The 21,397-nt window shown below is 71.8% G+C and carries 21 protein-coding genes; 7 read left to right on the forward strand and 14 right to left on the reverse strand.

Going from position 1 to position 21,397, the window contains the following annotated elements:
- The first annotated feature begins 102 nt into the window (after nt 1-102).
- The gene (locus GGQ91_RS08745; RefSeq protein ID WP_182591781.1) at nt 103-1,200 is read left to right on the forward strand and encodes an NAD(P)/FAD-dependent oxidoreductase; all 1,098 of its coding nucleotides are present in this window, start codon (nt 103-105) and stop codon (nt 1,198-1,200) included.
- 4 nt (nt 1,201-1,204) lie between these two features.
- Here the strand turns inward: GGQ91_RS08745 and GGQ91_RS08750 are convergent, their stop codons facing one another.
- From GGQ91_RS08750 to GGQ91_RS08780, 7 genes are all read right to left on the reverse strand, one after another.
- Nucleotides 1,205-1,921: an LrgB family protein gene (locus GGQ91_RS08750; protein ID WP_043346714.1), complete on the reverse strand. Its 717-nt coding sequence runs from the start codon at nt 1,919-1,921 to the stop codon at nt 1,205-1,207.
- Nucleotides 1,922-1,924: 3 nt separating this feature from the next.
- Entirely contained in the window at nt 1,925-2,329 is a 405-nt protein-coding gene (locus tag GGQ91_RS08755; protein ID WP_043346716.1) for a CidA/LrgA family protein, read from the reverse strand.
- Nucleotides 2,330-2,344: 15 nt separating this feature from the next.
- Complete coding sequence (locus GGQ91_RS08760) at nt 2,345-2,806, reverse strand: tellurite resistance TerB family protein (RefSeq protein ID WP_043346719.1); 462 nt, start codon at nt 2,804-2,806, stop codon at nt 2,345-2,347.
- Between the two features lie 114 nt (nt 2,807-2,920).
- On the reverse strand, nt 2,921-3,730 hold the full coding sequence (locus tag GGQ91_RS08765) for a DJ-1/PfpI family protein (RefSeq protein ID WP_043382881.1): 810 nt from the start codon (nt 3,728-3,730) through the stop codon (nt 2,921-2,923).
- A gap of 16 nt (nt 3,731-3,746) precedes the next feature.
- Nucleotides 3,747-4,445: a TenA family protein gene (locus GGQ91_RS08770; protein ID WP_170861868.1), complete on the reverse strand. Its 699-nt coding sequence runs from the start codon at nt 4,443-4,445 to the stop codon at nt 3,747-3,749.
- A 3-nt stretch (nt 4,446-4,448) separates the two neighbouring features.
- On the reverse strand, nt 4,449-5,123 hold the full coding sequence (locus GGQ91_RS08775) for a response regulator (RefSeq protein ID WP_043346723.1): 675 nt from the start codon (nt 5,121-5,123) through the stop codon (nt 4,449-4,451).
- On the reverse strand, nt 5,120-6,601 hold the full coding sequence (locus GGQ91_RS08780; RefSeq protein WP_182591835.1) for an ATP-binding protein: 1,482 nt from the start codon (nt 6,599-6,601) through the stop codon (nt 5,120-5,122). Before GGQ91_RS08780 ends, GGQ91_RS08775 begins: the two co-directional genes overlap by 4 nt.
- Before the next feature lie 277 nt (nt 6,602-6,878).
- Here GGQ91_RS08780 and GGQ91_RS08785 point away from each other — a divergent pair, with 277 nt between their 5' ends.
- The gene (locus GGQ91_RS08785) at nt 6,879-7,766 is read left to right on the forward strand and encodes a hypothetical protein (RefSeq protein WP_182591782.1); all 888 of its coding nucleotides are present in this window, start codon (nt 6,879-6,881) and stop codon (nt 7,764-7,766) included.
- 53 nt (nt 7,767-7,819) lie between these two features.
- Here the strand turns inward: GGQ91_RS08785 and GGQ91_RS08790 are convergent, their stop codons facing one another.
- Nucleotides 7,820-9,571, reverse strand: coding sequence for a DEAD/DEAH box helicase (locus GGQ91_RS08790; RefSeq protein ID WP_043382876.1), 1,752 nt, complete (start codon nt 9,569-9,571; stop codon nt 7,820-7,822).
- Nucleotides 9,572-9,920: 349 nt separating this feature from the next.
- Between GGQ91_RS08790 and GGQ91_RS08795 the strand changes: the two genes are divergently transcribed.
- The gene (locus GGQ91_RS08795) at nt 9,921-11,018 is read left to right on the forward strand and encodes a calcium:cation antiporter (RefSeq protein WP_182591783.1); all 1,098 of its coding nucleotides are present in this window, start codon (nt 9,921-9,923) and stop codon (nt 11,016-11,018) included.
- Between the two features lie 133 nt (nt 11,019-11,151).
- Here the strand turns inward: GGQ91_RS08795 and GGQ91_RS08800 are convergent, their stop codons facing one another.
- Together GGQ91_RS08800 and GGQ91_RS08805 are read right to left on the reverse strand one after the other, a co-directional pair.
- A complete protein-coding gene (locus GGQ91_RS08800) occupies nt 11,152-11,901 on the reverse strand; it encodes an FAD-binding oxidoreductase (RefSeq protein ID WP_343066773.1) in 750 nt (249 codons plus the stop codon).
- Nucleotides 11,876-12,481, reverse strand: coding sequence for a sulfite oxidase-like oxidoreductase (locus tag GGQ91_RS08805; protein ID WP_043758763.1), 606 nt, complete (start codon nt 12,479-12,481; stop codon nt 11,876-11,878). Before GGQ91_RS08805 ends, GGQ91_RS08800 begins: the two co-directional genes overlap by 26 nt.
- 159 nt (nt 12,482-12,640) lie before the next feature.
- Between GGQ91_RS08805 and GGQ91_RS08810 the strand changes: the two genes are divergently transcribed.
- Complete coding sequence (locus GGQ91_RS08810) at nt 12,641-12,943, forward strand: hypothetical protein (RefSeq protein ID WP_043382873.1); 303 nt, start codon at nt 12,641-12,643, stop codon at nt 12,941-12,943.
- Here the strand turns inward: GGQ91_RS08810 and GGQ91_RS08815 are convergent.
- From GGQ91_RS08815 to GGQ91_RS08825, 3 genes are all read right to left on the reverse strand, one after another.
- Nucleotides 12,913-13,881 (reverse strand): DMT family transporter, encoded by a 969-nt coding sequence (locus GGQ91_RS08815; protein WP_051976076.1) that lies wholly within the window; start codon nt 13,879-13,881, stop codon nt 12,913-12,915. The genes GGQ91_RS08810 and GGQ91_RS08815 overlap by 31 nt on opposite strands.
- Nucleotides 13,878-14,153, reverse strand: coding sequence for a translation initiation factor IF-1 (gene infA, locus GGQ91_RS08820; protein ID WP_012320343.1), 276 nt, complete (start codon nt 14,151-14,153; stop codon nt 13,878-13,880). Before infA ends, GGQ91_RS08815 begins: the two co-directional genes overlap by 4 nt.
- Before the next feature lie 224 nt (nt 14,154-14,377).
- Complete coding sequence (locus GGQ91_RS08825) at nt 14,378-15,514, reverse strand: branched-chain amino acid ABC transporter substrate-binding protein (RefSeq protein WP_182591784.1); 1,137 nt, start codon at nt 15,512-15,514, stop codon at nt 14,378-14,380.
- Between the two features lie 202 nt (nt 15,515-15,716).
- Between GGQ91_RS08825 and GGQ91_RS08830 the strand changes: the two genes are divergently transcribed.
- The 3 genes from GGQ91_RS08830 to GGQ91_RS08840 all read left to right on the forward strand — a co-directional run bounded on the left by GGQ91_RS08830 (nt 15,717) and on the right by GGQ91_RS08840 (nt 20,584).
- Nucleotides 15,717-16,922, forward strand: coding sequence for an amino acid aminotransferase (locus GGQ91_RS08830; RefSeq protein WP_179697022.1), 1,206 nt, complete (start codon nt 15,717-15,719; stop codon nt 16,920-16,922).
- A 4-nt stretch (nt 16,923-16,926) separates the two neighbouring features.
- Nucleotides 16,927-17,964, forward strand: coding sequence for an NAD(P)-dependent oxidoreductase (locus tag GGQ91_RS08835; protein WP_182591785.1), 1,038 nt, complete (start codon nt 16,927-16,929; stop codon nt 17,962-17,964).
- 616 nt (nt 17,965-18,580) lie between these two features.
- A complete protein-coding gene (locus tag GGQ91_RS08840) occupies nt 18,581-20,584 on the forward strand; it encodes a TonB-dependent siderophore receptor (protein WP_182591786.1) in 2,004 nt (667 codons plus the stop codon).
- 16 nt (nt 20,585-20,600) lie between these two features.
- On the opposite strand, the gene GGQ91_RS08845 is transcribed toward GGQ91_RS08840, so the two are convergent.
- Nucleotides 20,601-21,395, reverse strand: a complete 795-nt coding sequence (locus tag GGQ91_RS08845) for a hydroxypyruvate isomerase family protein (protein WP_182591787.1) — start codon at nt 21,393-21,395, stop codon at nt 20,601-20,603.
- Nucleotides 21,396-21,397 lie beyond the last annotated feature (2 nt).

A 21,397-nucleotide genomic window follows, 5' to 3' on the forward strand; every position in this document is an offset into this window, starting at 1 on the left:
ATTTAGGGTCAATGACGAATCAACGGACGCGTCGTGGTTCCGATTGAAGTGCGGTATTGAAGACTCACCTGCCCGTCGGGGCGCGATGGAGAGCCCGAAAACATGGAGGTCCTGGTCGTCGGAGCCGGCGTCGTCGGTCTCGCCATCGGGCGGGCGCTCGGGCTGCGCGGACACGCCATCGTGGTGGCGGAAGCCGAGGAGGCCTTCGGAACCGGCGTGTCGGCCCGAAGCTCGGAGGTGATCCATGCGGGCATGTACTATCCAAGCGGCTCGGAACGCGCGCATCACTGCGTCGCGGGCTCGCATCGACTATACAACTTTTGCGCGAGTCATGGTGTCCCGCATCGCGCCTGCGGCAAGCTGATCGTCGCGTCCGACGATGCCGAGGCCGAGACCATCGCGGCGATCCGCCGGCAGGGCGAGGCCAACGGCGTGGCGGGCCTGGAGCTGCTCGACGGCGAGACGGCCCGGCGCCTGGAGCCCAATCTCACCTGCACGGTGGCGCTGCATTCGCCGCGCACCGGCATCGTGGACAGCCATGCGCTGATGCTCGCCCTGCTCGGCGAGATCGAGGATCACGGCGGCGCCCTCGCCCTGCGCACCCCGGTGGAGGGCCTGACGCAGCGGGACGGGCAATGGCAGGCCGCGTTCGGCGGTGCCGAGCCGGGGACGATGGCCTTCGACGCGGTGGTCAATGCCGCGAGCTTCGGCGCCCCGGCCCTGGCCGCCCGCACGGAGGGCTACCCGGCCGAGCGCGTCCCGAGGCTGCGCCTCGCCCGCGGCAACTACTTCGGCTGCACCGGCAGGCCGGCCTTCTCGCGGCTGATCTACCCGGCGCCGCGGATCGACGGCGGCCTCGGCATCCACCTGACCCTCGACCTCGCCGGACGCACCCGCTTCGGGCCCGACGTGGAATGGGTGGACGGGTTCGATTACCGGGTCGATCCCCGGCGCGCCGAGGCCTTCTACGGCGCGATCCGGCGGTACTGGCCCGGTCTGCCGGACGGGGCGCTGTATCCGGACTATGCGGGCCTGCGCCCCAAGCTGACGGGGCCGGGCGAGGCGGCGGCCGACTTCCGGATCGACGGCCCGGCGGAGCACGGATTGCCCGGGATCGTGCATCTGTTCGGGATCGAGAGCCCAGGGCTGACCTCCAGCCTGTCGCTCGCCGAGGCGGTGGCCGACCGTCTGGACGCCTGAGGCCTCAGAACAGCAGGTGCAGCGCCAGGGGGGCGAGGATCGCCGTCACGAAGGCGTTGAGCCCCATGGCGATGCCCGCGAAGGTCCCGGCCACCTCGCTGACCTGGAAGGCGCGCGCCGTCCCGATGCCGTGGGCCGCGAGCCCGGCCGCGAAGCCGCGGGCGCGCATGTCGCGGATGCGCAGGAGGTTCATCATCGGCGTGACCAGGATCGCCCCGATGATGCCGGTGAGGATCACCAGGATGGCCGTGAGCGTCGGATCGCCGCCCAGCGCTTCCGCGATACCCATCGCCACCCCCGACGTCACGGATTTCGGGGCCAGCGAGACGAGGACCGGCTGCGGGATGTCGAGGAGCCGCGCGAGGGCGATGACCACGGCGAGCGTGGTGGCCGAGCCGGCGGCGAGGGCCGCGAGCATCGGCGCGAGGGCGCGCAGGACCGTGGCACGCCGCTCGTAGAGGGGCATGGCCAGAACCACGGTGGCGGGTCCGAGCAGGAAGTGGACGAATTGCGCGCCCTCGAAATAGGTCCCGTAGGGCGTGCCCGTGATGGCCAGGACCGCACCGACCAGAGCCACGGTGATGAGCACGGGGTTGGCGATCGGGTGCCGGCCCGTGGCCGCGGCGATCCGGTCCGCCAGGACGTAGGCGGTCAGCGTCACCGTCAGCCACAGGAGCGGCGTCTTGGCGAGATAGACCCAGAGCGAGAAATCGCCGCCCATGCGTCAGGGCTCTCCGTCGGGTCGACGCCGTTCGACCCGGGCGGCCACGGCACGGAAGACCAGGACGGTCACCAGCAGCGACAGCGCCGTCGAGACGATCAGCACGAGGGCGAGCTTGGCGCCCTGGGCCCGGAGCAGGTCGAGGCGGCCGACGACGCCGACCCCCGCCGGAACGAACAGGAGCGACAGGTTCATCAGCAGGCCGCGCGCCGTCGTTTCGAGCGTCCCATCGGTGAGCGGCTTCGGCAGGAAGCGCGACAGGCCGAGCCCCGCGCTGTCGCGCAGCAGCAGGAACGCGAACATCAAGCCCATACCGATCACCGGCCCCGGCACCGGCACGCCCGCGCCGCGCGCCAGGACCTCGCCCAGCAGCTGGGCGAGCAGGATCAGCGCCAGACTGGCGATCATGGCGGGACGCGAGGGCTAGGCGGCCGCGACACCCTGTTGACCGCTCCGCCGGGCGGCCGAGATGGCGGCCTCGTCGAAACCGAGCAGGCGGCCGAGGCGCTCGACCAGCGCCTCCTCGAACTCGTCGACGTTGCCGTCCGCCGCCGCGACCGACCACGCCATGGTCAGCAGCTCTTCGCGCTCGGCCCGGTCGGCCTCGTGGGGGATCATCTCCACGAGGCTCGCCACGTCGCGCACCTCCGAGTCCATGGCGGCGGCCCGCTCGATCAGGGCCCGTGCCGCATCCGGCCCGTCGGCGTAATGACCCTGGACGAGGCGCGACAGGCGCTCGCTCTCGGCGGGCGCCAGAATGCCGTCGACGCGGGCGACGTGGACGAGGAGCGCCGTGGCCGCGAGATGCGTCTCGTCCACGGTCTCGGGGTTGCCGACGCCGAGAGCCTCGGCCGCGTAGGCGCGCAGGCGTGCGATCAGGGACATGGCGGCTCCGGGGGGATCGTGCACCGCAACAGTTCGGTCCCCGGCGTCGCTCCGTCAAGCACGGCGCCGCACGTGGCGCCCGACCGTGGCGAAGTTGCATCGCCGGCGCGGCCCTCAACGGCGCGCCACGGCCTCGGCCCCCGTCACCAGCGGCGCGAGAATCGACTCGGCGGCCCGGACCACGGCAGGACCGGCCTCCGCCGGTGTGCCGGCCCGGAACGGCGGCGCCGGAGCGTATTCGGCGACGAGCTGCGCGGTGCGGGCGTAGTCGGCCCCGCGCAGGCGGGCGGCGAGCGCCAGCCCGAGGTCGAGCCCCGCCGAGACCCCGGCCGCGGTGACGCGGTTGCGGTCGAACACGACGCGCTCCGCCACCGGTTCGGCGCCGAGGAGCGGCAGCACCGCGTCGCGCACGCTCCAGTGCGACGTCGCGCGGTAGCCCCGCAGGAGGCCGGCCGCCCCCAGGATCAACGATCCGGTGCAGACGCTGACGACCCAGCCGGCCCGGGCGGCGCGGTCGCGCAGGAAGGCGAGGAGCGCCGCATGGCCCATCTGGGCGGGCGTGCCGTCGCCTCCGGGCACGAACAGGACGTCGAGATCCGCCGGGCAGGTCGCGAAGCTGTGGGTCGCCACCAGGGCGAGGCCGGTATCGCTCGTGACGGGACCGGTCTCCGCACCGACGAGGTGGAGGCTGCCCGGAGCGAGGCCGGCCAGGAAGGTCTGCGGGCCCACGAGATCGAGGGCGGTCAGGCCCGGATAGAGCAGCATGGCGATCCGGACGGGGCGGTCCGCCGGGATCGGCTCCGGCGAAATCGGGTCCGGCGCGTCTGCAGAGCCGGCGGCCTGCGCCGGACGGAGCGGCCAGACCAGGGCGGCGGCGAGTGCCGCGGCGACGAGATCCCGGCGGCGAGCCTCCGGCGCGGTCACGGGCGCGCCGGGCCGGTCACAGGGACCAGGCCGCGTCGCGGTAGGCGCTGTCCCAGAACTGCCATTCCAGCCGGGTGGCCTGCGTGAAGGCCTGATGCATCCGCGCGCGCTCGGCCGCCGACGCGTCCCGCGCGGCCCGATCCGTGGCGGCGATCATGGCCGCCACCGCCTCGGCAAAGTCAGCCCCCGCATAGGTGTCGATCCAGGCGCGGTACGGGTTGCCGGGCGCGGCGCGGGCGAAGATGTCGTCGCCCACCGCCTTGTAGATCCAGAAGCAGGGCAGCAGCGCGGCACAGACCACCGCGAAGGGCTCGGCATAGGCGGTGGCGAGCAGGTAGCAGACGTAATGATCGCAGGCCGGCGTCAGGGGCGTGGCCGCGAAGGTCTCCGGGCCGATGCCGTAGTCGCGGAAGAAGCCGCCATGGAGCGCGCGCTCGACGACGATCGCTTCCTGCGCGGCCCGGGAGAACTGCACGATCGCGTCGGGATCCGGCGCCTTCGCGGCGGCGAGGCTCAGCGCCCGGCCGAAGCCGATCAGGTAGTGTGCGTCCTGCACGATGTAGTGCCGGAACCGACCCTGCGGCAGCGTGCCGGCGGCGAGCTCGGCATTGAACGGCATCGACCGGATGGTCTCGTAGGCGGCGGCGTTGCGCGCCCAGGCCTCCTGCGAGAACGAGACCGGCGCGCCCGCCTCGGCCAGTCCGAGAGACGCCACGCCCTAGCCCTGCCGCTGCGCGTGGGTGACGGCGACGTGGATCAGCTCGGCGAGGGTGCGCACGCCGAGCTTCTGGCGCATCTGCGAGCAGGCATTCGTCACGGTCTTGTAGCTCACCGACAGGTCGGCCGCGATGGCGCCGTAGGAGCGGCCCTGGGCGAGGCGCGCCAGGATCTGCTGCTCGCGGGGGGTCAGCTGCGATTCCGGCGCGCGGCGGGCGTCGGCGCGCAGCATCGCCACCTCGGTGGCCAGCCGCCGGTCGAGGTAGACCTCGCCGATACGCACCTTGGCGAAGGCCTCGAACAGCTCGGCGGAGGCGTGATCCTTGAGGACGTAGCCGAGGGCCCCCGCCTCGAGGGCGCGGGCGACGATCACCGGGTCGTTGTGCATGCTGAAGACGAGGATGCGCGTCTCGGGCGCCACCGCCCGGATGCGCCGGATCAGGCCGAGGCCGGCCATGCCGCTGCCCTGGAAGGTCAGGTCGCAGATCACCACCGGCGGACGGAGCCGGTGGAAGATCCGGTAGCCGCCGACGACGGTGGTCGCCTCCGCGATGGTCTCCACGCCGGAATCCTCCAGGACGCGTCGACAGCCCTGCAGGACGATGGGGTGATCATCGATGACGAGAACCGGCAGGCGCGTGGCGGCGGCGTCGATCTGGGATGCGATGGCGTTCATGCGCTCGGCGCGGTGCTGGTCTCGTCGCCCCGGTCAGGCGGAACGGGGATCATGATCCGGACGATCGCCCCGGGGCCGGCATTGTCAAGGGCGAAGGTGCCGCCGAGGGCCTCCACGCGCTCGCGCATCCCCGACAGACCGAGCCCGGTGCCGTGTTCCGGGGGGATTCCGGTGCCGTTGTCGCGGATGGTGAGGTCGAGCCGGCCCTCGGCCTCGGTCGCCTCGGCCTCCACCCGGGTCGCGGCGCCGTGCCGCACGGCGTTGGTGGCGCTCTCCTGCACGCAGCGGAACACCGTGAGGTCCACGAGGTCGCCGTAGCCCTTGGCCAGACCGTCGAACCGGCCCACGAAGCTGAGGCCGGGGTGGCGCTGCCCGAAGCCGCGCAGGAGCAGGTCCAGGCAGGTCGCGAGCGGCGCCTGCCCGAGCCCGTGCGGCCGCAGGCGGTTCAGAAGCTCCCGGTTGACCGTCTGGACCTGGCCGACGATGGCGCTGATCTCGGCCGCCCGGGCGGCGAGCTTCTCGCGGCTGGGCTCGGCGGAGCCGGAGGCGATACGGCCGATCGAGGCGGCGTTGGCCTCCAGGGCGAACAGGCAGGGGCCGAACTCGTCGTGCAGCTCCAGGGCTGTCCGGCGGCGCTCGTCGTCCTGGGCGGTCAGAAGCTGGCGGTTGAGGCGGCCGTTGGCGGCCCGGACCTCGCCCAGGGCCTCGGCGACCTTGTTGAACCGCTCGGCGATCACCGCCAGCTCCCGGGCACCGGGCGGCTCCAGGCGGGCCGTGTAGTCGTGATGCTCCAGCTGGGTCAGGCCGGCGCCGAGCCGCCGCAGCGGCGCGAGGATCCGGCCCAGGGCGATGTAGAGGGCGATCAGCATCGCGGCATTGATCGCCAGGGTGGTCAGCGAGAGCGCACGGGCATAGCCCCAGATCTCGTCGATCTCGTCCATCGGCTGCGTGGTGATCTGCGCCGTCCCGAGCCGACGCCCGTCGACGACGATCGGCAGGGCGTGGCGCTCGATCGGCGGCATGATCAGGTCGGCGAACCAGTGGGGTGCCTCCCGGTCCGCGCGGGTCGGCGGCAACGGCCGGCCGATCTGGTCGCCATCCGCATCGAGCACCGCGACCCGGACATGCCGAAGGACCTTGAAGCGGAGGTCGAGCGTCTGGAGCAGCGTGTCGGGGGAGGCCGTGTCGGACAGGCGGATCGTGTCGGCCACCAGCGACTCGACGGTGGCGAGGGAGGCGCGGGTCTCGACGCGCACCGCCGACCGGGCGTTCAGCACGATGACCGCGCAGGAGATCAAAGCCGCGAAGGCATCGATGAGAAGCACCACCGCGACGAGCCGCGCGCGCGTCGACCAGCCAGACCAGGGCCAAAGGCCGGGGCGGGGTCTGATCGGCGCGGCGGGCGCCGCGGCTCTCGGGGTCAGGGTCGGGCTCGTATCCACGCCGTGACGCATAGCGACCGTGCCGGCGAAGTCCATGCCGCGCCCCGCGGCCGGCCGGGCCATGGCCGCGCGGACCCCGACGCGCGCATCGGCACGGGCGGTCCGAATACCGATTCTTAAGCGGCGGCGCGTTATGTTGTGGATAGCCGGATCACGACTGGCTGGGCTGGCAATTCGGGCCGACATCATTGCGCCGTATTGCAGCTTCTCTATCGCCAACAGAGTCGAACCAGCTTCGAATCCTCGAAGAGTGGCGACCGGTCATGGGGAGCCCGGTCGCGCGCGGCGTGTATCGAGTCAGAGACCCCGGACCATGATCGATCTCAACCTCGACCCGTCCGAGACCCGGCCCGACCGGAGGCCGTCGGCCAAGCCCGGGCCGTCGCTGAACCTCAAGGTCGCGCTGTTCGGCGTAGCCGGCGCGGGCGCGCTGGTGGGCTTCGGCGTCGCCGCCTCGACGGTGATGGCCGGCCTCGCGGCGCCGACGCCGGTGCGGATCGTCGCGTCCAAGCAGGCCGCCGATTGGCCGGAACTGAAGGACGGGCTGCCCGTGATCAAGGGCTCCGTCCAGGCAGCGCCGGCGGCGGCGGTGCCCGCCAAGCCCGAGGCGCCGGCCCTGCGGATGGTCGCGCTGCCCGAGGCCTTCTCGCCCATCGTGACGCCCGCGAAGGCCCCCGCCGCCCCGCCCTCGGCCGCCTCACAGCCCGCCAAGGTCGCCGCGGCACCGGTCCCGCCGACGCAGCGCATCCCGGTCCCGACGCCCGTCATGCCGGTGGCGGCCACGCGGGAGGTCGCGCCGCTGGCGTCGACCCGCACGGCATCGCTCCAGACGCCCCGCGCGTCCGAGACGGTCCGGGCCCGCGAACTCGTTGAACCGGCCGTGCCGAATCCGGCTCCCGCGACCGAGCGGACCGAGCGCCCGGCGCCGGTCGAGCGCGCCGAGAAGGTCGAGCGCGCCCAGAAGATCGAGCGCCCCGAGAAGCCCGCCTCTAAGGCGGTGGCGACCCGCAAGGCGCCTGCGCCGGCGCGGGCGGCCGAGAAGGCCACCGGCACAGCGCCCGCGACCGTGGCTCAGGCAGAACCCGCCGAGGCGGAGGACACCGAGGTGCTCGGGATCAAGCTCCCGTCCCTCGCACCGGCCGGTCGGAAGCTGAAGGAAAGCGTCGACGCTCTCGGCAACGCCGTGAAGAACGTGTTCTGACCCGCGGCTCCGGCCCCGCGCATGGGGGCCGGACAAGTCTTCCGATCCGGCGCTCAGGCCCGTCCGGAATGGCGCCCGGCCTTATCGCTCTTCGGCCCGGTGCGATCCACCTTGCGCTGGTGCTTCCCGGCGCGCGGGCTCGCAAAACCCTTCGGACCACCCGGTCGGTCCCTGCGCTCATCCGGCCCCGCATCGCCCACCAGCGCCTCGACCTGAATATCCGGCGAGCCGTTGCGGGCGAACGCTTCGGCAAAGCGTGCCGCCGCGTTGCCCCGCACCTCGAACTTGGTCTCGCGGTCGAAGATCCGGATCGCGCCGATCTCCTGGCGCCCAATGCCGCCCCGCCGGGTCAGCATCGGCAGCAGACGGCGCGGGTCGGCGTTGTCGCGGCGGCCGAGGTTGAGGCGGAACCAGACCGCCGGCCCCATGGCGGCGATCCGCTCCGGATCCATCGGGTCGTAGGGCGGACGCTCGCCCCGGGGGGCGCGGCCCTCTCCGGGATCGCTGACCTCCTCGGGAGCCGGCAGGCGGGTGCGGTAGACGCGGGCCAGCAGGGCAGCCAGTTCCTCCGGGCTCTTGCCGGCGAGCAGCGTCTCGGCGAGCGCGACATCCTCCTCGGCGGGCGGCTCGGCGAAGAGCGGATCCGAGAGCATGCGCTCGCCGTCGAGGCGCCGGATCTCGTCGGCCGAGGGCGGCCCCGACCATTCGGGGCTCACCTTGGCAATGGCGAACATCTGCTCGGCGCGGCGTCGCCGGGAATTGGGGATGAGCAGCACCGAGGTGCCTTTGCGGCCGGCGCGACCGGTACGGCCGCTGCGGTGCTGGAGCACCTCGGCATCGTGCGGCAGGTCCGCGTGGATGACGAGGCTCAGGGACGGCAGGTCGATGCCGCGGGCGGCCACGTCGGTGGCGACGCAGACCCGGGCGCGGCCGTCGCGCAGGGCCTGGAGCGCGGCATTGCGCTCGCCCTGGCCGAGTTCGCCCGACAGCGCCACCACGGAGAAACCCCGCTCGGTCAGGCTGGCCTGGAGATGGCGGACGGCGTTGCGGGTGTTGCAGAAGACGATCGCGGTCGCGGCATCGGCCTCGCGCAGGAGGTTGAGCACGACGTGCTCGGTCTCCCGCGGCATGATCCGCACCGCCCGGTAGGCGATGTCGGCATGTCCCTTGGTTTCGCCCTTGATCGCCAGACGGAGCGCGCCGTGCTGGTAGCGTTCGGCCAGCGTCTCGATCGCCTTCGGCAGGGTCGCGGAGAACAGGTAGGTGGCCCGCTCCGGCGGCGTCGCCGAGAGGATGAACTCGATATCCTCCCGGAAGCCGAGATCGAGCATCTCGTCGGCCTCGTCGAGGACCACGGCCCGCAGGGCCGTCGGGTCGAGGTTGCGGCGCTCGAGGTGATCGCGCAGGCGCCCCGGCGTGCCCACCACGATGTGGGTGCCCTCCGCCAGCATCCGGCTTTCCCGGCGCGGGTCCATGCCGCCGACGCAGGCCGCGACGCGGCCACCGGCGGGCCCGTACAGCCAGGACAGCTCGCGCTGCACCTGCAGGGCGAGTTCCCGGGTCGGGGCGATCACGAGGGCCAGGGGCGCCGCCGGGGGCGGCAACTGGTCGGCCTCCCCGATCAGGATACTGGCCATGGCGAGGCCGTAGGCCACGGTCTTGCCGGAGCCGGTCTGGGCCGAGACGAGGAGGTCGCGGGAGCCGGCGGCGGCCTCAAGCACGGCGGCCTGGACCGGGGTCGGATCGGCATAGCCGCGGTCGCTCAGGGCCCGCGCGAGGGGGGCGGGCAGGGTCGGGAAAGGCAAGCTTCGGAAACTCTCAACGGCCGTGCCGCGCCCGGCAGCGCGCCATCGCGCGGCGGGGGAATCAGGCGCCGGACTTTATTCGGGTGCCGAGACGGTAACGCGTCGCGAGCCGCCTGACCACTCCCGCCGCAGCATGGGGCGGTTGCAGGCGCTCAATCCGGGACGCGACGGTTGCGGGGTGCTCGAACCTGCCACCGGACGACTTGCCGTGGACCGCGTCCTTGCGAGCGGTGCGAAGCCGTGACGAGGCCGGGACGAAGGGCCGACTCTGGTGCGGCGACCTGCTAAGGCACGGTCAAGTTTCGCCTGTCGCAGCCGCGACGCGCCCCGACCGGAGTATACGTTCATCATGATGGCAGCCCTGCGGGTGGCGGTAGCCTGGGCGACGGTTCTGGCCTTCGCGTGGTTCGGCAAGGACTGGCTCGGAAACCTGTCGCGGCCGCTCTTCGCCGGCGGCCTGTTCGCGTGGCTGCTCGCGGTGATCGTCTGGGCGGCCTTCGGGGTGGTGCACGAGGCCGAGGAACTGGCCCACCGTCTGGGCGAGCCCCTGGGCACCCTGGTGCTGACCCTCTCAATCGTCATCATCGAGGTGGCGCTGATCTCCGCCGTGATGCTGTCAGCCAAGGACGCGCCGACGCTGGGGCGCGATACGATGTTCGCGGTCCTGATGATCGTGCTGAACGGCGTGGTCGGGCTGGGCCTCCTGGTCGGCGGCCTGCGCCATCACCAGCAGCGCTACAACCTTCAGGGCGCCTCGGCCTTCCTGTCGGTGATCATCCCGCTCACCACCATCGCGCTGATCATCCCGAACTTCACCAGCTCCACCAGCGACGGCACCCTGACGATCCTGCAGGCGGTGACGTTCTCGGTGTTCACCCTCGCGCTCTACGGCGTGTTTCTGCTGATCCAGACCGGCCGCCACAGCGACTTCTTCATCGATGCGGAAGCCCGCGAGAGCGCCGAGGCGCCCCACGGCGCCGACTCGATCTCGGGGGGCGGCATCGCCAAGCATATCGGGCTGCTGCTCGCCAACGTCCTGCCGATCGTGATCCTCGCCAAGAGCCTCGCGGTGATCCTCGACCACGGCATCGCGGCCCTCGGCGCGCCCTCGGCGCTGGGCGGCGTGCTGATCGCCGCCATCGTCTTCACCCCGGAGGGGATCTCGGCGTTGAAGGCTGTGGCCCGCAACGAACTCCAGCGGGCGATCAATCTGTGCCTCGGCGCGGCCACCTCGACGGTGGGCCTCACCGTGCCGGCGATCCTGACCATCGGGCTGCTCACCGGCCAGACCGTGGTGCTCGGCCTCAAGCCCACCGAGATGACCCTCCTCGCCGTCACGCTGATCCTCAGCGCGCAGACCTTCTCGGGTTCGCGCACCACCGTGCTGGAGGGCGCGGTGCATCTCGTGCTGTTCTTCGTCTACCTCGTGCTGATCTTCAGCCCGTGATCCTCGCGGGGATCGGGTTCGTCACCGACGGCCTTTCCTCTGCGCACTCCGTGACGGGCTCCGTCAGGTCCTGAAGACGGGGACCCGATCGACTCCGCCCTCGCCCCGCCATGCCGGCGCGGGGCCCCGGCGCTCAGGCGCCGAAGCGCTCGGTGCGGATCAGGCCCGGCGCGACGCCCTCCGCCAGGATCAGGTCCGAGGCTGCGGCCACGAACCGGTTGGAGCCGCAGAGGAAGACCTTCCCGGGCGCCCCGATCCGCGCGAGGGCTTCGGCGACGAGGGGCGCGTCGATCCGCTTGCCGCCGGGCTCGCGCGTCGTCGCAAGATGCAGGGAGAAGTTGGGATCGGCTTCCGCGAGCCGCTCCAGCTCGGCCACCGCGATGGCCTCCGCCCGGGTGCGGGCCGAATAGATCAGCGCCGCCGGGATCTGCCGCCAGCCCTGCGCCCGCCGCCGCAGCATCGCCAGGAGCGGCACCACGCCCGACCCGCCGCCGCCCAGGAGCAGCGGCCCGCCATCGGGGCCGTCCCAGGAGAACGAGCCGCCGATCGGCCCGCGCAGCTCGACCCGGTCGCCGATTTCGGCCAAATGCGAGAACCAGCCCGAGACTTCGCCGTCCGGCAGGGCCTCGATCATCAGCTCCAGTGTGCCGCTGCCGTCCTGGGCCGAGGCGATGGAGTAGCTGCGCTGCGCCTGGTAGCCGTCCTCGGCGGTGAGGCGGACATCGACGTGCTGCCCGGCCCGGTAAGCCTCGGCGAGGCTGCAGCGCAGACGGACGCTCCTCACGTGCGGCGTGACCGGCGAGAGCGCGGTGATCTCCGCCTCGTGCCAGCGGAAGACGACGGGCTCGATCACCGACTCAATCACCGATGTAGCGCTGCTCACGCCAGGGATCCCCGTACATGTGGTAGCCGCGCAGCTCCCAGAAGCCGGCCGTGTCCACCTGGGTGAAGCGCAGGCCCTTCACCCATTTGGCACTCTTCCAGAAGTAGAGGTGCGGCACGAAAAGCCGCGCCGGGCCGCCGTGATCGGGATGGATCGGCTGGCCCTCGTAGCGCGTCGCCACCAGGGCGCGACCGCCCACGAGGTCGGCCACCGGCACGTTCGTGGTGTAGTCGTCGTGGGATTCCGCGAGCAGGAAGTTCGTCGGCGCCTCGATCCCGGCATCCGCCAGCAGGTCGTCGAAGCTGACGCCTTCCCAGGTCGTGTCGAACTTCGACCACTTGGTGACGCAGTGGATGTCGCCCTTCCAGGTGGTGCGAGGCAGCGCCTCGAATTCCGCCCAGCTCCACGCCTTGATCGGCCGCGACCCCGCGCGCAGCGTGAACGTCCAGGTGGCCAGGTCAACGGTCGGGTTGGGGCCGATCTGGAGGATCGGGAAATCCTCGGTGAGATACTGACCCGGCGGCAGGCGCGCGCCCGTTTCCGGCGGCTGCCTGCGTCCGACGAAGCCCCGTGTCACCATGCCGGTCGCCGCCCCTCTCGCTCTCCCCCCGGGTTTGGTGCGGCGGAGCACCTCGCGTCAAGCCGGCATGTGCGGCCGAACAAACGCCCCAAAGCTCGGGTGTGCTAGCAGGACTGTGCCGATCGATCGGCGCGAATCGCCTGCTTTCAGGGGGATGTCATGAAGTACCTTCTCGCGACGAGCCTGGTCGTCGGGAGCCTCGCCACCCTCGCACCGGCCGCCCAGGCCCGCGACGGGATCGGTGCCGGCGGCGCGGCCGCCCTCGGCGTGCTCGGCGGCCTGGCGGTCGGCGGCGCCATCGCGTCGGCCAACAACGGCTACTATCCGGGCCGCCCGGTCTACCGCGCCCCGCCGCCGGTCTACGTCGAGGAGGATTACGGCCCGGTCTGCCACTTCGAGCGCCGCCGGACCATCGATCCCTACGGCGACGTCTACATCCGCCGCGTCCGCGTCTGCGAATAAGCGGCTTCCGGAGTCGCCTCCGCGGCGAGCGCCGGTTTCAGGCGCTCGGCGCAGGCGATCCCGGCCAACACCAGGGCCAGGGCGAGCGCTTGCGTCGCCCCGAACGGCTCGCCGACCAGCAGGACGGCGAGGATCGCGCCGAAGATCGGCACGAGGTTGACGAACAGGCCGGCGCGATTCGGGCCGATCTGCTCGACGCCGCGCATGAAGAAGAGCTGCGCCAGAAGCGACGGCCCGAGGCCGACGAAGGCGACCATGATCCAGCCCGCGCGGTTGGGCCAGACGGCGTGTCCCGTCGCCCACTCGACGGCCAGGGGCGGCAGGGATGTGACGAACGCCGCGATGGCCATCGCGGCGAAGAACACGAGCGCCGGCACCTTCGGGCGCGTCGGCAGAACGACCGTGTAGCCCGCGTAGAGCAGGCAGGCCGCGAAGACGAGCACGTCGCCGCGGTTGAAGGCGAGGTTCGTCAGCACCGACCAATCGCCATGGGTGGCGGCGAGCCCCGCGCCGATCAGCGTCAGAACGACGCCGAGCACCTGCCCAGGCGTGACCGGCACGCGGTAGGCGAGCCGGTTCAGGACGATCACCAGGACCGGGATCGCCCCCTGGAACAGGGCGAGGTTGATCGCGCCGGTATGAACGCCGGCCGCATAGAACAGACAGTTGAAGGCCGTGTAGCCCAGGCCGCCCATCAGCAGGATGCGCAGCCAGTGGGGCCGAAGCTCCGGCCAAGCGGCCAGGAGGCGGGTGCCGGCCAAGGGCATGAGGACCAGGCAGGCGACCGCCCAGCGAAGCGTCGTGATGACCTGGGGCGAGACGTGGCCGGGCGCCCAGCGGCTGGTGACGGCGTTGCCGGCCCAGAGGAGCGCCGTGACGGTCAGCAGCAGGTAGGCGGACGCGGCCGGGGAAGCCCGGCTCGCGCCCCGGATCCTCACCGGCGGCGGAACTGGCCGCCCCGCACGGGCGGACGGGGGCCGGACGAGCGCTCGTCCTTGTGGCGGAACACGAGGCGCCCCTTCTCAAGGTCGTAGGGCGACATCTCGACCGTGACCCGGTCGCCGGCCAGCGTCTTGATGCGGTTCTTCTTCATCTTGCCGGCCGTGTAGGCCACGATCTCGTGGCCCTGGTCGAGCTGCACGCGGTAGCGCGCGTCCGGCAGGATCTCGATCACGAGACCGTCGAACTGCATCAATTCTTCTTTCGCCATGCACCTTCTCCAGTCGGACCGTCCGGCAGCAGGCGTTCCGGCAATGCGTGTTCAGCTGTCATCGAGCTCGGGAAACGCCGCAGGGCGCGGATCCGATCCGGTGGACCGCCCGCGCCAGCTCAGCAGCACCGCCCGCATGTAGTCCCCGCGGGAACCCGCCGCAAGTCACGGACGCCGAACCCGTTCCGTCATCGACACGTTTCGCCGGTTTTCATCGCCGGCTTTCAGGGCTCCGCGTCGTTGCCGGCATAGTCGAGGCGCCCATCCGCGGTCCGGCGCCAGATCCGGAGGGCGATCGGCGCTGCGGAGCGGTCGCCCCGGGCATCGAAGGCCACCGATCCGAGCAGCGTCCGCGACGGCCCCGCCCGCAGGGCCTCGGCCACCTTGCGGCCGTCGGCGATGCGGCCGGTCTTCGGATCGGCCGCCCGGGCGCGCTCGGTCGCCTGGGTCAGGAGCTCCACGGCCGCGTAGGCCCCGGCCGAGACGCTCTCGGCCTCGGGACTCCGCGGCGCCGGGCGGGCGCCGCGCGGTTCGGGCAGGCGCGGTGGATCGGGCGCCAGGGTCATCACGGTCCCGTCCCCGTCTGCGCCGGCCGCCGCGGCGAAGCTCGGGTCGAGGATGCCATCGCTCGCCACCAGGGTCGTGCCGAGGCCGGCCGCGCGCAAAGCGCGGACCAGGGTGGCGGCATCGGGCGCGAGCCCGCCGAAATACACCGCATCGAGCCGCGCCGCCCTCAGCCGGGCGACGAGGTCCGAGAGATCGCGGCTGCCCCGGGCGAAGCCGTCGAACAGCACCTCCGGCGTGCCGGCCTCCTTCAGACGCGCCGCCACCGCGTCGGCGAGGCCCCGGCCGAAGGTGGAGCGGTCGCTGAGGATCCCGACCCGGCGCCCCGCGAAGGCCTTCGCCAGGTAGGCTCCGGCCGCCCGGCCCTGCTGGGCGTCGCTCGGGCCCAGCCGGAACAGGTTCCACAGGCCCCGGCCGGTGAGCGGCCCGTAGGCCGCCGCGGGCGCCACCATGACGGCCCCGGCCTCCTCGTAGACGGGCGCCGCGGCCGCGACCGCCCCGGATTCGAGCGGCCCGACCACGAGGCGCACGCCGTCGGCGGCGAACTTCCTGGCGTTCGCGGCGGCCTGCCGGGCCTCGCCGCCGTCGTCGGCGGGGACCAGGACCCAGCGCGGGCGCCCGCCGGCGGCGCGATTGAGATCGGCCACCGCCTGCTCGGCCCCCTGCCGGAGCCCCTGGCCGAAGGCGGCGTCCGGCCCGGTCAGCGGGGCCGAAAGCCCGATCCGGACCGGAGCCTGCGCGACGGCCGGGCTAGCCGCGAGCAGACCGGCGAGGATCGGGATGAGGCGACGCATCATGGCGGCACTCTAGGGCCGTCGGAGCCCCATCCGGAAGAGCAGCGTCACCCGATCGTTGAACGGATCGGGACGCTGATGCGCGCAGAAGCGCTGGCGGGCGGGCGCGATGTGCGGAATAAGGGCGTCGGCCCGGCCCGTCGCCGGGCGTGCCGGCGCCCCTCCAAGCGTCGCCGGCCGAGACCCTCTGGGACGATTGACGATCATGACCTCGCTGTTCGCCGGCATCCAGGACGCGCCGCTCGACCCGATCATGCGCCTGTTCGAGGCCTTCAACGCCGACCCGAGCCCGAAGAAGCTCAACCTCGTCGTCGGCGTGTACACGGATGCGGACGGCAAGGTGCCGCGCCTGCGCGCCGTGCAGACCGCCGAGAAGCGCTGGATCGAGAAGGGCCTGCCGAAGACCTATCGTCCGATCGAGGGCACCAAGCCGTTCCGCGACGCGGTCCAGGAGCTGCTGTTCGGGAAGGGCGCGCCGATCCTGTCCCAGAACCGGGCGGCGACGCTCCAGAGCATCGGCGGCACCGGCGCCCTGAAGACCGGCGCGGACGTGCTGGCCAAGCTCTTCCCGAACGCCACCGTGGCGGTGAGCAACCCGAGCTGGGAGAACCACAAGGCCCTGTTCACCCAGGCCGGCTTCACCGTGGTCGACTATCCCTACTTCTCGGCCGAGACCGGCGGCGCCGACTATCCGGCCATGAAGGCCTATCTCCAGGATCTGCCGAAGGGGTCGATCGTGGTGCTGCACGCCTGCTGCCACAACCCGACCGGCGCCGATCTCAGCCTCGACGAGTGGCGCGACCTCGTGCCCCTCATGGCGGAGCGCGGCCTGATCCCGTTCCTCGACATCGCCTATCAGGGCTTCGGCAACGGCCTCGATGCCGATGCCGAGCCGGTGCGCCTCTTCGCCGAGTCGGGCCAGGAGTTCCTCGTCGCCTCCTCGTTCTCGAAGTCGTTCTCGCTCTACGGCGAGCGCGTCGGTGCGCTCACCATCGTGGCGGAGAATCCGGCCGCGAAGGCCAAGGTCGAGGCCTTCGCCAAGCGCCTCGTCCGGGCGAGCTACTCGAACCCGCACACCCACGGCGCCGCGATCGTCGAGATCGTGCTCACCGATCCGGAGCTGCGCGCCGACTGGGAGCGGGAACTCGGCGAGATGCGGGACCGGATCCGCGCCATGCGTGAGCGGATGGCCGACAGCCTGCAGCAGCGCCACCCCGAGCGCGGCTTCGACGCCATCAAGACGCAGAAGGGTATGTTCTCCTACACGGGTCTCAGCCCCGCGGAGGCCACCCGCCTGCGCGAGGAGCACGAGGTCTACGCCCTGGAGACGGGCCGGATCTGCGTGGCCGCGGTCAACACCCACAACATCGACCACGTCATCGATGCGATCGACGCGGTGGTGAAGGGCTGAACATGTGGCGGCCCTCAAGCGTGTCTGCCGGTTCAACGTCTGGATCGATCCGGCCTTCGACGAACGCCTGAGGGCCGAGCCCGATATCGACCTGCAGGTGGGCGACCTGCAGGGCCCGGAGGACAGCCTCCGGGCGCTTCTGGCGCAGGCCCACGTCTTCCACGTCTCTCCGGCGCGGAACGAGCTGCCGCTCCGCTGGCACGTGAGCGACGCCCTGCTGGCCGAATGCCCGAACCTTCTGGCGGTCTCGTCGGGCGGGGCGGGCTTCGACACGGTGGACGCCGCTGCCTGCACCCGGGCCGGCGTCGCGGTGGTCAACCAAGTGGGCGGCAATGCCCGCTCGGTGGCGGAGCTGGCGATCGGCCTGATGCTCGCCGTCTCGCGCAAGATCTGCGTCTCGGACCGCCTGCTCCGGACCGCGCGCGGCTTCACCCGCGAATCGCTCATGGGCCACGAGATCGGCGGCGCGACCCTGGGCCTGATCGGGATCGGGCATACCGGCCGGGCGGTCGCCAAGCTGGCCCGCGGCTTCGACATGCGGGTCCTCGCCCACGATCCCCTGCTCCCGGACGCCGAGATCCGGTCCCGCGGCGCAGAGCCGGTGGACCGGGCGCGGCTGTTCGCCGAGTCCGACATCGTCTCCCTGCACTGCCCCCTCGACGACACGACCCGGGGTAGCTTCGACGCCCGGGCCTTCGCGGTGATGAAGCCGGGGGCGCTGTTCATCACCACGGCCCGGGGCGGCATCCATGACGAGGCGGCGCTCGCCGCAGCGCTCACCGCCGGACACCTCGCGGGGGCGGGCCTCGATGTCTGGACGCCGGAGCCGCCGCCCCTCGATTCGGTCCTGCTGCAGCTCGACACCGTGGTGGCGACCTACCACACCGCCGGCGTCACCCACGAGGCGCGGCGCACCGTAGCGGCCTGGGGCGCGGAGCAGATCATCGGCCTGCTCCGGGGCGAGACGCCGCCGCGGCTCGTCAACCCGGAGGTCTGGCCCGCCGTGCTGGAGCGTCGGGCTCGGCTGCTCGGCGGCGCCTGACCGGGAGCCGGTGCGGGGCTGAAGGGCTTCGCCTTCGCGTCGATGTTGGACGCCGGCTCAGCCGCGGCGTCGCGCCGTCATCCCGGGTCGAAGGCGATCCCGGCGCCGCAGGGGCATGCGGGAGGCGGCGATCCGAAGCCGGGGTCCGTGCGAGATCTTCTCGCCTCGGTGGGTCTGGATCCCGGGCTCGGCGAAGCGGCCCGAGATGATGGGGCCGAATGGCTCCGATACATCCACCGCTCGCTCGTCCACACTCGAGCACCGGAAGTTCGAGGCAACAACGGAGCTGCCCAACCGTACGCCGTGCGCTCCGCCAGCCCGGCCGAACTGTCGATCCCGCCCAGATTGTAATTATTCGAAATCTAGCCTCGCAAAACCTTCCGCAATCAAGCTTGACCGTGAATGTTTCTGCACCGTATCTGACGCCATTCGAAACAGATCGGTCGACATCGTGGTACGGCGAAACTGTGCAAGATCTTGCACGCAGACATCGCGCGGCGTTTCTAGGCGCACAGCCGGAATCTCTCTCCTCCTCGCTCCAGTATTTCTTCCGACTTCCGGCTGGGCACAACCTATCGTTGACAACTCCCAGGAGGTCCAGCTCGAGGAACTCTCGGTGGCCGGGACCGGCGACGGGCCGTCCCGCATCGACGGCTACCGGGCCACGCGGGCGGTGAGCGCCACGCGGACCGACACGCCCGTGCGCGAGGTGCCCCAGACCATCGTGGCGGTGCCGCAGGAGGTGCTGGAGGACGCGGCGGCCACGCGGATCGACACGGCCCTCGACCTCGCGGGCGTCGGCCGCGGCAACAATTTCGGCGGCCTCGGCCTGACCGAATTCACGATCCGCGGTTTGGCCACCGGAGAGTATTACCGCAACGGGTTCCCGATCAACCGCGGCTACCCGAACAGCCCCGACATCGTCTCCATCGAGCGCATCGAGGTGCTGAAAGGACCGTCGGCCTTCCTGTACGGCCGCGGCGATCCCGGCGGCACCTTCAACATCGTGACCAAGCAACCCCTCGCGGCGCGCTCCCTCACGGTCGGCACGCAGTACGGCAGCTTCGGTGCCAAGCGGAGCACCTTCGACGCCACGGGGGCCCTCGACGAGAGCGGGCAGGTTCTGGCGCGCGTCACCGGCGCCGTCGAGGACAACGGCAGCTTCCGGGACTTCGTCACCAGCGACCGCTACGCCCTCGCCCCCGTCATCGCCTGGAAGCCGAACGCGGACACGACGATCACCCTGGAGGGTGACTTCATCAGCACCGCGCAGACTTTCGACCGCGGCGTCGTCCCGTTGGGGGGCAACCTGCGCGCCCTGCCGCGCAGCCGCTTCATCGGCGAGCCGGGCCTGCCCCCGGCCCATGTCGACAACGCCCTCGGCCAGCTGCGCGTCGAGCACCGGTTCGACCAGGACTGGGTGCTGAACGTCGGCGCCCAGGTGCTCGGCGGGAACCTGTCGGGCTACGGCGTCGGCGCCATCGGCCTGCTACCGGATGGCCGGACCCAGCGGCGGACGCTGGAATGGCGTGACCTGACGTGGTCCGACCTCGACCTGCAGGCGAATCTCGCGGGCAAGTTCGACACCGGCCCGTTCCGCCACACGCTCCTGCTCGGGCTGGAATACGAGCTCTATCGCTATCGCGAGGTGTTCGACCGCTCGAATGTGGCGACGAACCCGTTCCTCCTCGATCTGCTCGCGCCCCGTTACGGACAGCCGCTGCCGCCGATCACCGCGCGGGTCACGAATTTCCTGCAGAAGACGGAGAGCTATGCCGGCTTCGTGCAGGACCAGATCGACCTCACGCCCCGTCTCCACGCCCTGGTGGGCGTCAGGGTCGAGGACCTCGGGCTGGTCTCGACGAACAACCTGACCAAGGCCACCACCGGCCTGCAGGGCCTGGTGGCGACGCCGCGCTTCGGCCTGCTCTACGACCTGACCGACACGGTGGCGGTCTACGGCAACTACGCGCGCTCCTTCCGGCCCAATATCGGCACGGATCGCAGCGGCCGGCCCTTCGCGTTCGAGGCTGGCGAGGGCTACGAGGCCGGCGCGAAGGTCAGCCTCCTCGACGGCCGTCTCGATGCCACCGCCGCCCTGTTCGAGATCCGGCGCTCCAACATCCTGAGCACCGATCCGGTCGACCCGAATTTCAGCGTGGCCACCGGCACGGTCCGCAGCCGCGGCTTCGACCTGACCGCCGCCGGCTACCTGGCCCCGGGCTGGCGCGTGATCGGGACCTACACGCGGGTCGACGCCACCGTCGCCCGCGACAACACCCTGCCGGTCGGCACGCGCATCGCCAACGTGCCCGCCAACAGCCTCGCGTTCCAGACCGTCTACGAGTTCCAGAGCGGCGACCTGAAGGGGCTCGGGCTCGGCGGCGGCCTCGACTTCGTCGGCCGGCGCGCCGCGGGAACGGCGCTTTCGACCTTCAACCTGCCGCAATACACGCTGGTCAACCTGATCTCGTACTATCAGATCGCGCCGGGCGTACGGATCTACCTCAACATCGACAACGTGTTCGACGCGACGTTCTACGACCGCGCGTTCCAGAACCGCTACGCGACGCCGGGGCAGCCCCGCACGATCATCGGCGGCGTCGCCGCCCGGTTCTGAGGATCCGGCCCGAACCCTAGACCGCCGCCCGCATCCAGCCGAGCCCCGCCTCGGTGCCGGCGGCGGGGTGGTACTCGCAGCCGACGAAGCCGGAATAGCCGACCGCCTCCAGGGCGGCGAAGATCGGGTCGAAGGCGATCGTGCCGGTCCCGGGCTCGTGCCGTCCGGGATCGTCGGCGATCTGGACATGGGCGATGAGCGGCGCGTGCGCCCGGATCAGCGCCGCCGGATCGTGGCCGAGGCAGACGCAGTGATAGGCGTCGAACAGCAGCTTGACGTTGTCGCGGCCGATCGCCCGGATCGCCTCGACCGCCACCAGTGGGTCGTCGATCACGTAGTCGGCGATCGAGCCGGGGCCGATCGGCTCGACGATCACCGTCATGCCGCGCGCCGCGGCGGCGTCGGCCGCGAAGGCGAGATTGTCGAGGTAGGTGTCCCAGAGCCGCGCCCGCTCAACCCCGGCGGGCCGGACGCCCGCCATCGGGTGGACCATCCGGCAGCCGAGCTGCGCGACGTAGTCGAGGGTCGGCTCGATGGTGGAGCGGTAGTACGCGACCCGGTCGGGCAGCGCCGCGAAGCCCTTCTCGCCCTTGGCGGCGTCCCCTGCCGGGAAGCCGGTCTGGACCAGCGGCACGCCCGCCCGCTCCAGCCAGCCCGCGACCTCCCGGGCCGGCGTCGCGAACAGGTTGGGATGCTCGACGGCACGGAACCCCGCCCGGGCCGCCGCCGCGAAGCGTTCGGAGAGCGGCAGCTCCGTGAACAGGAAGCCGCAATGGCCGCTGAGACGGTCCTGGAAGGCACCGAGCTTCATGG

This window comes from Methylobacterium fujisawaense, assembly GCF_014138435.1.
In the GTDB taxonomy this organism is placed as follows: Bacteria; Pseudomonadota; Alphaproteobacteria; order Rhizobiales; family Beijerinckiaceae; genus Methylobacterium; species Methylobacterium fujisawaense.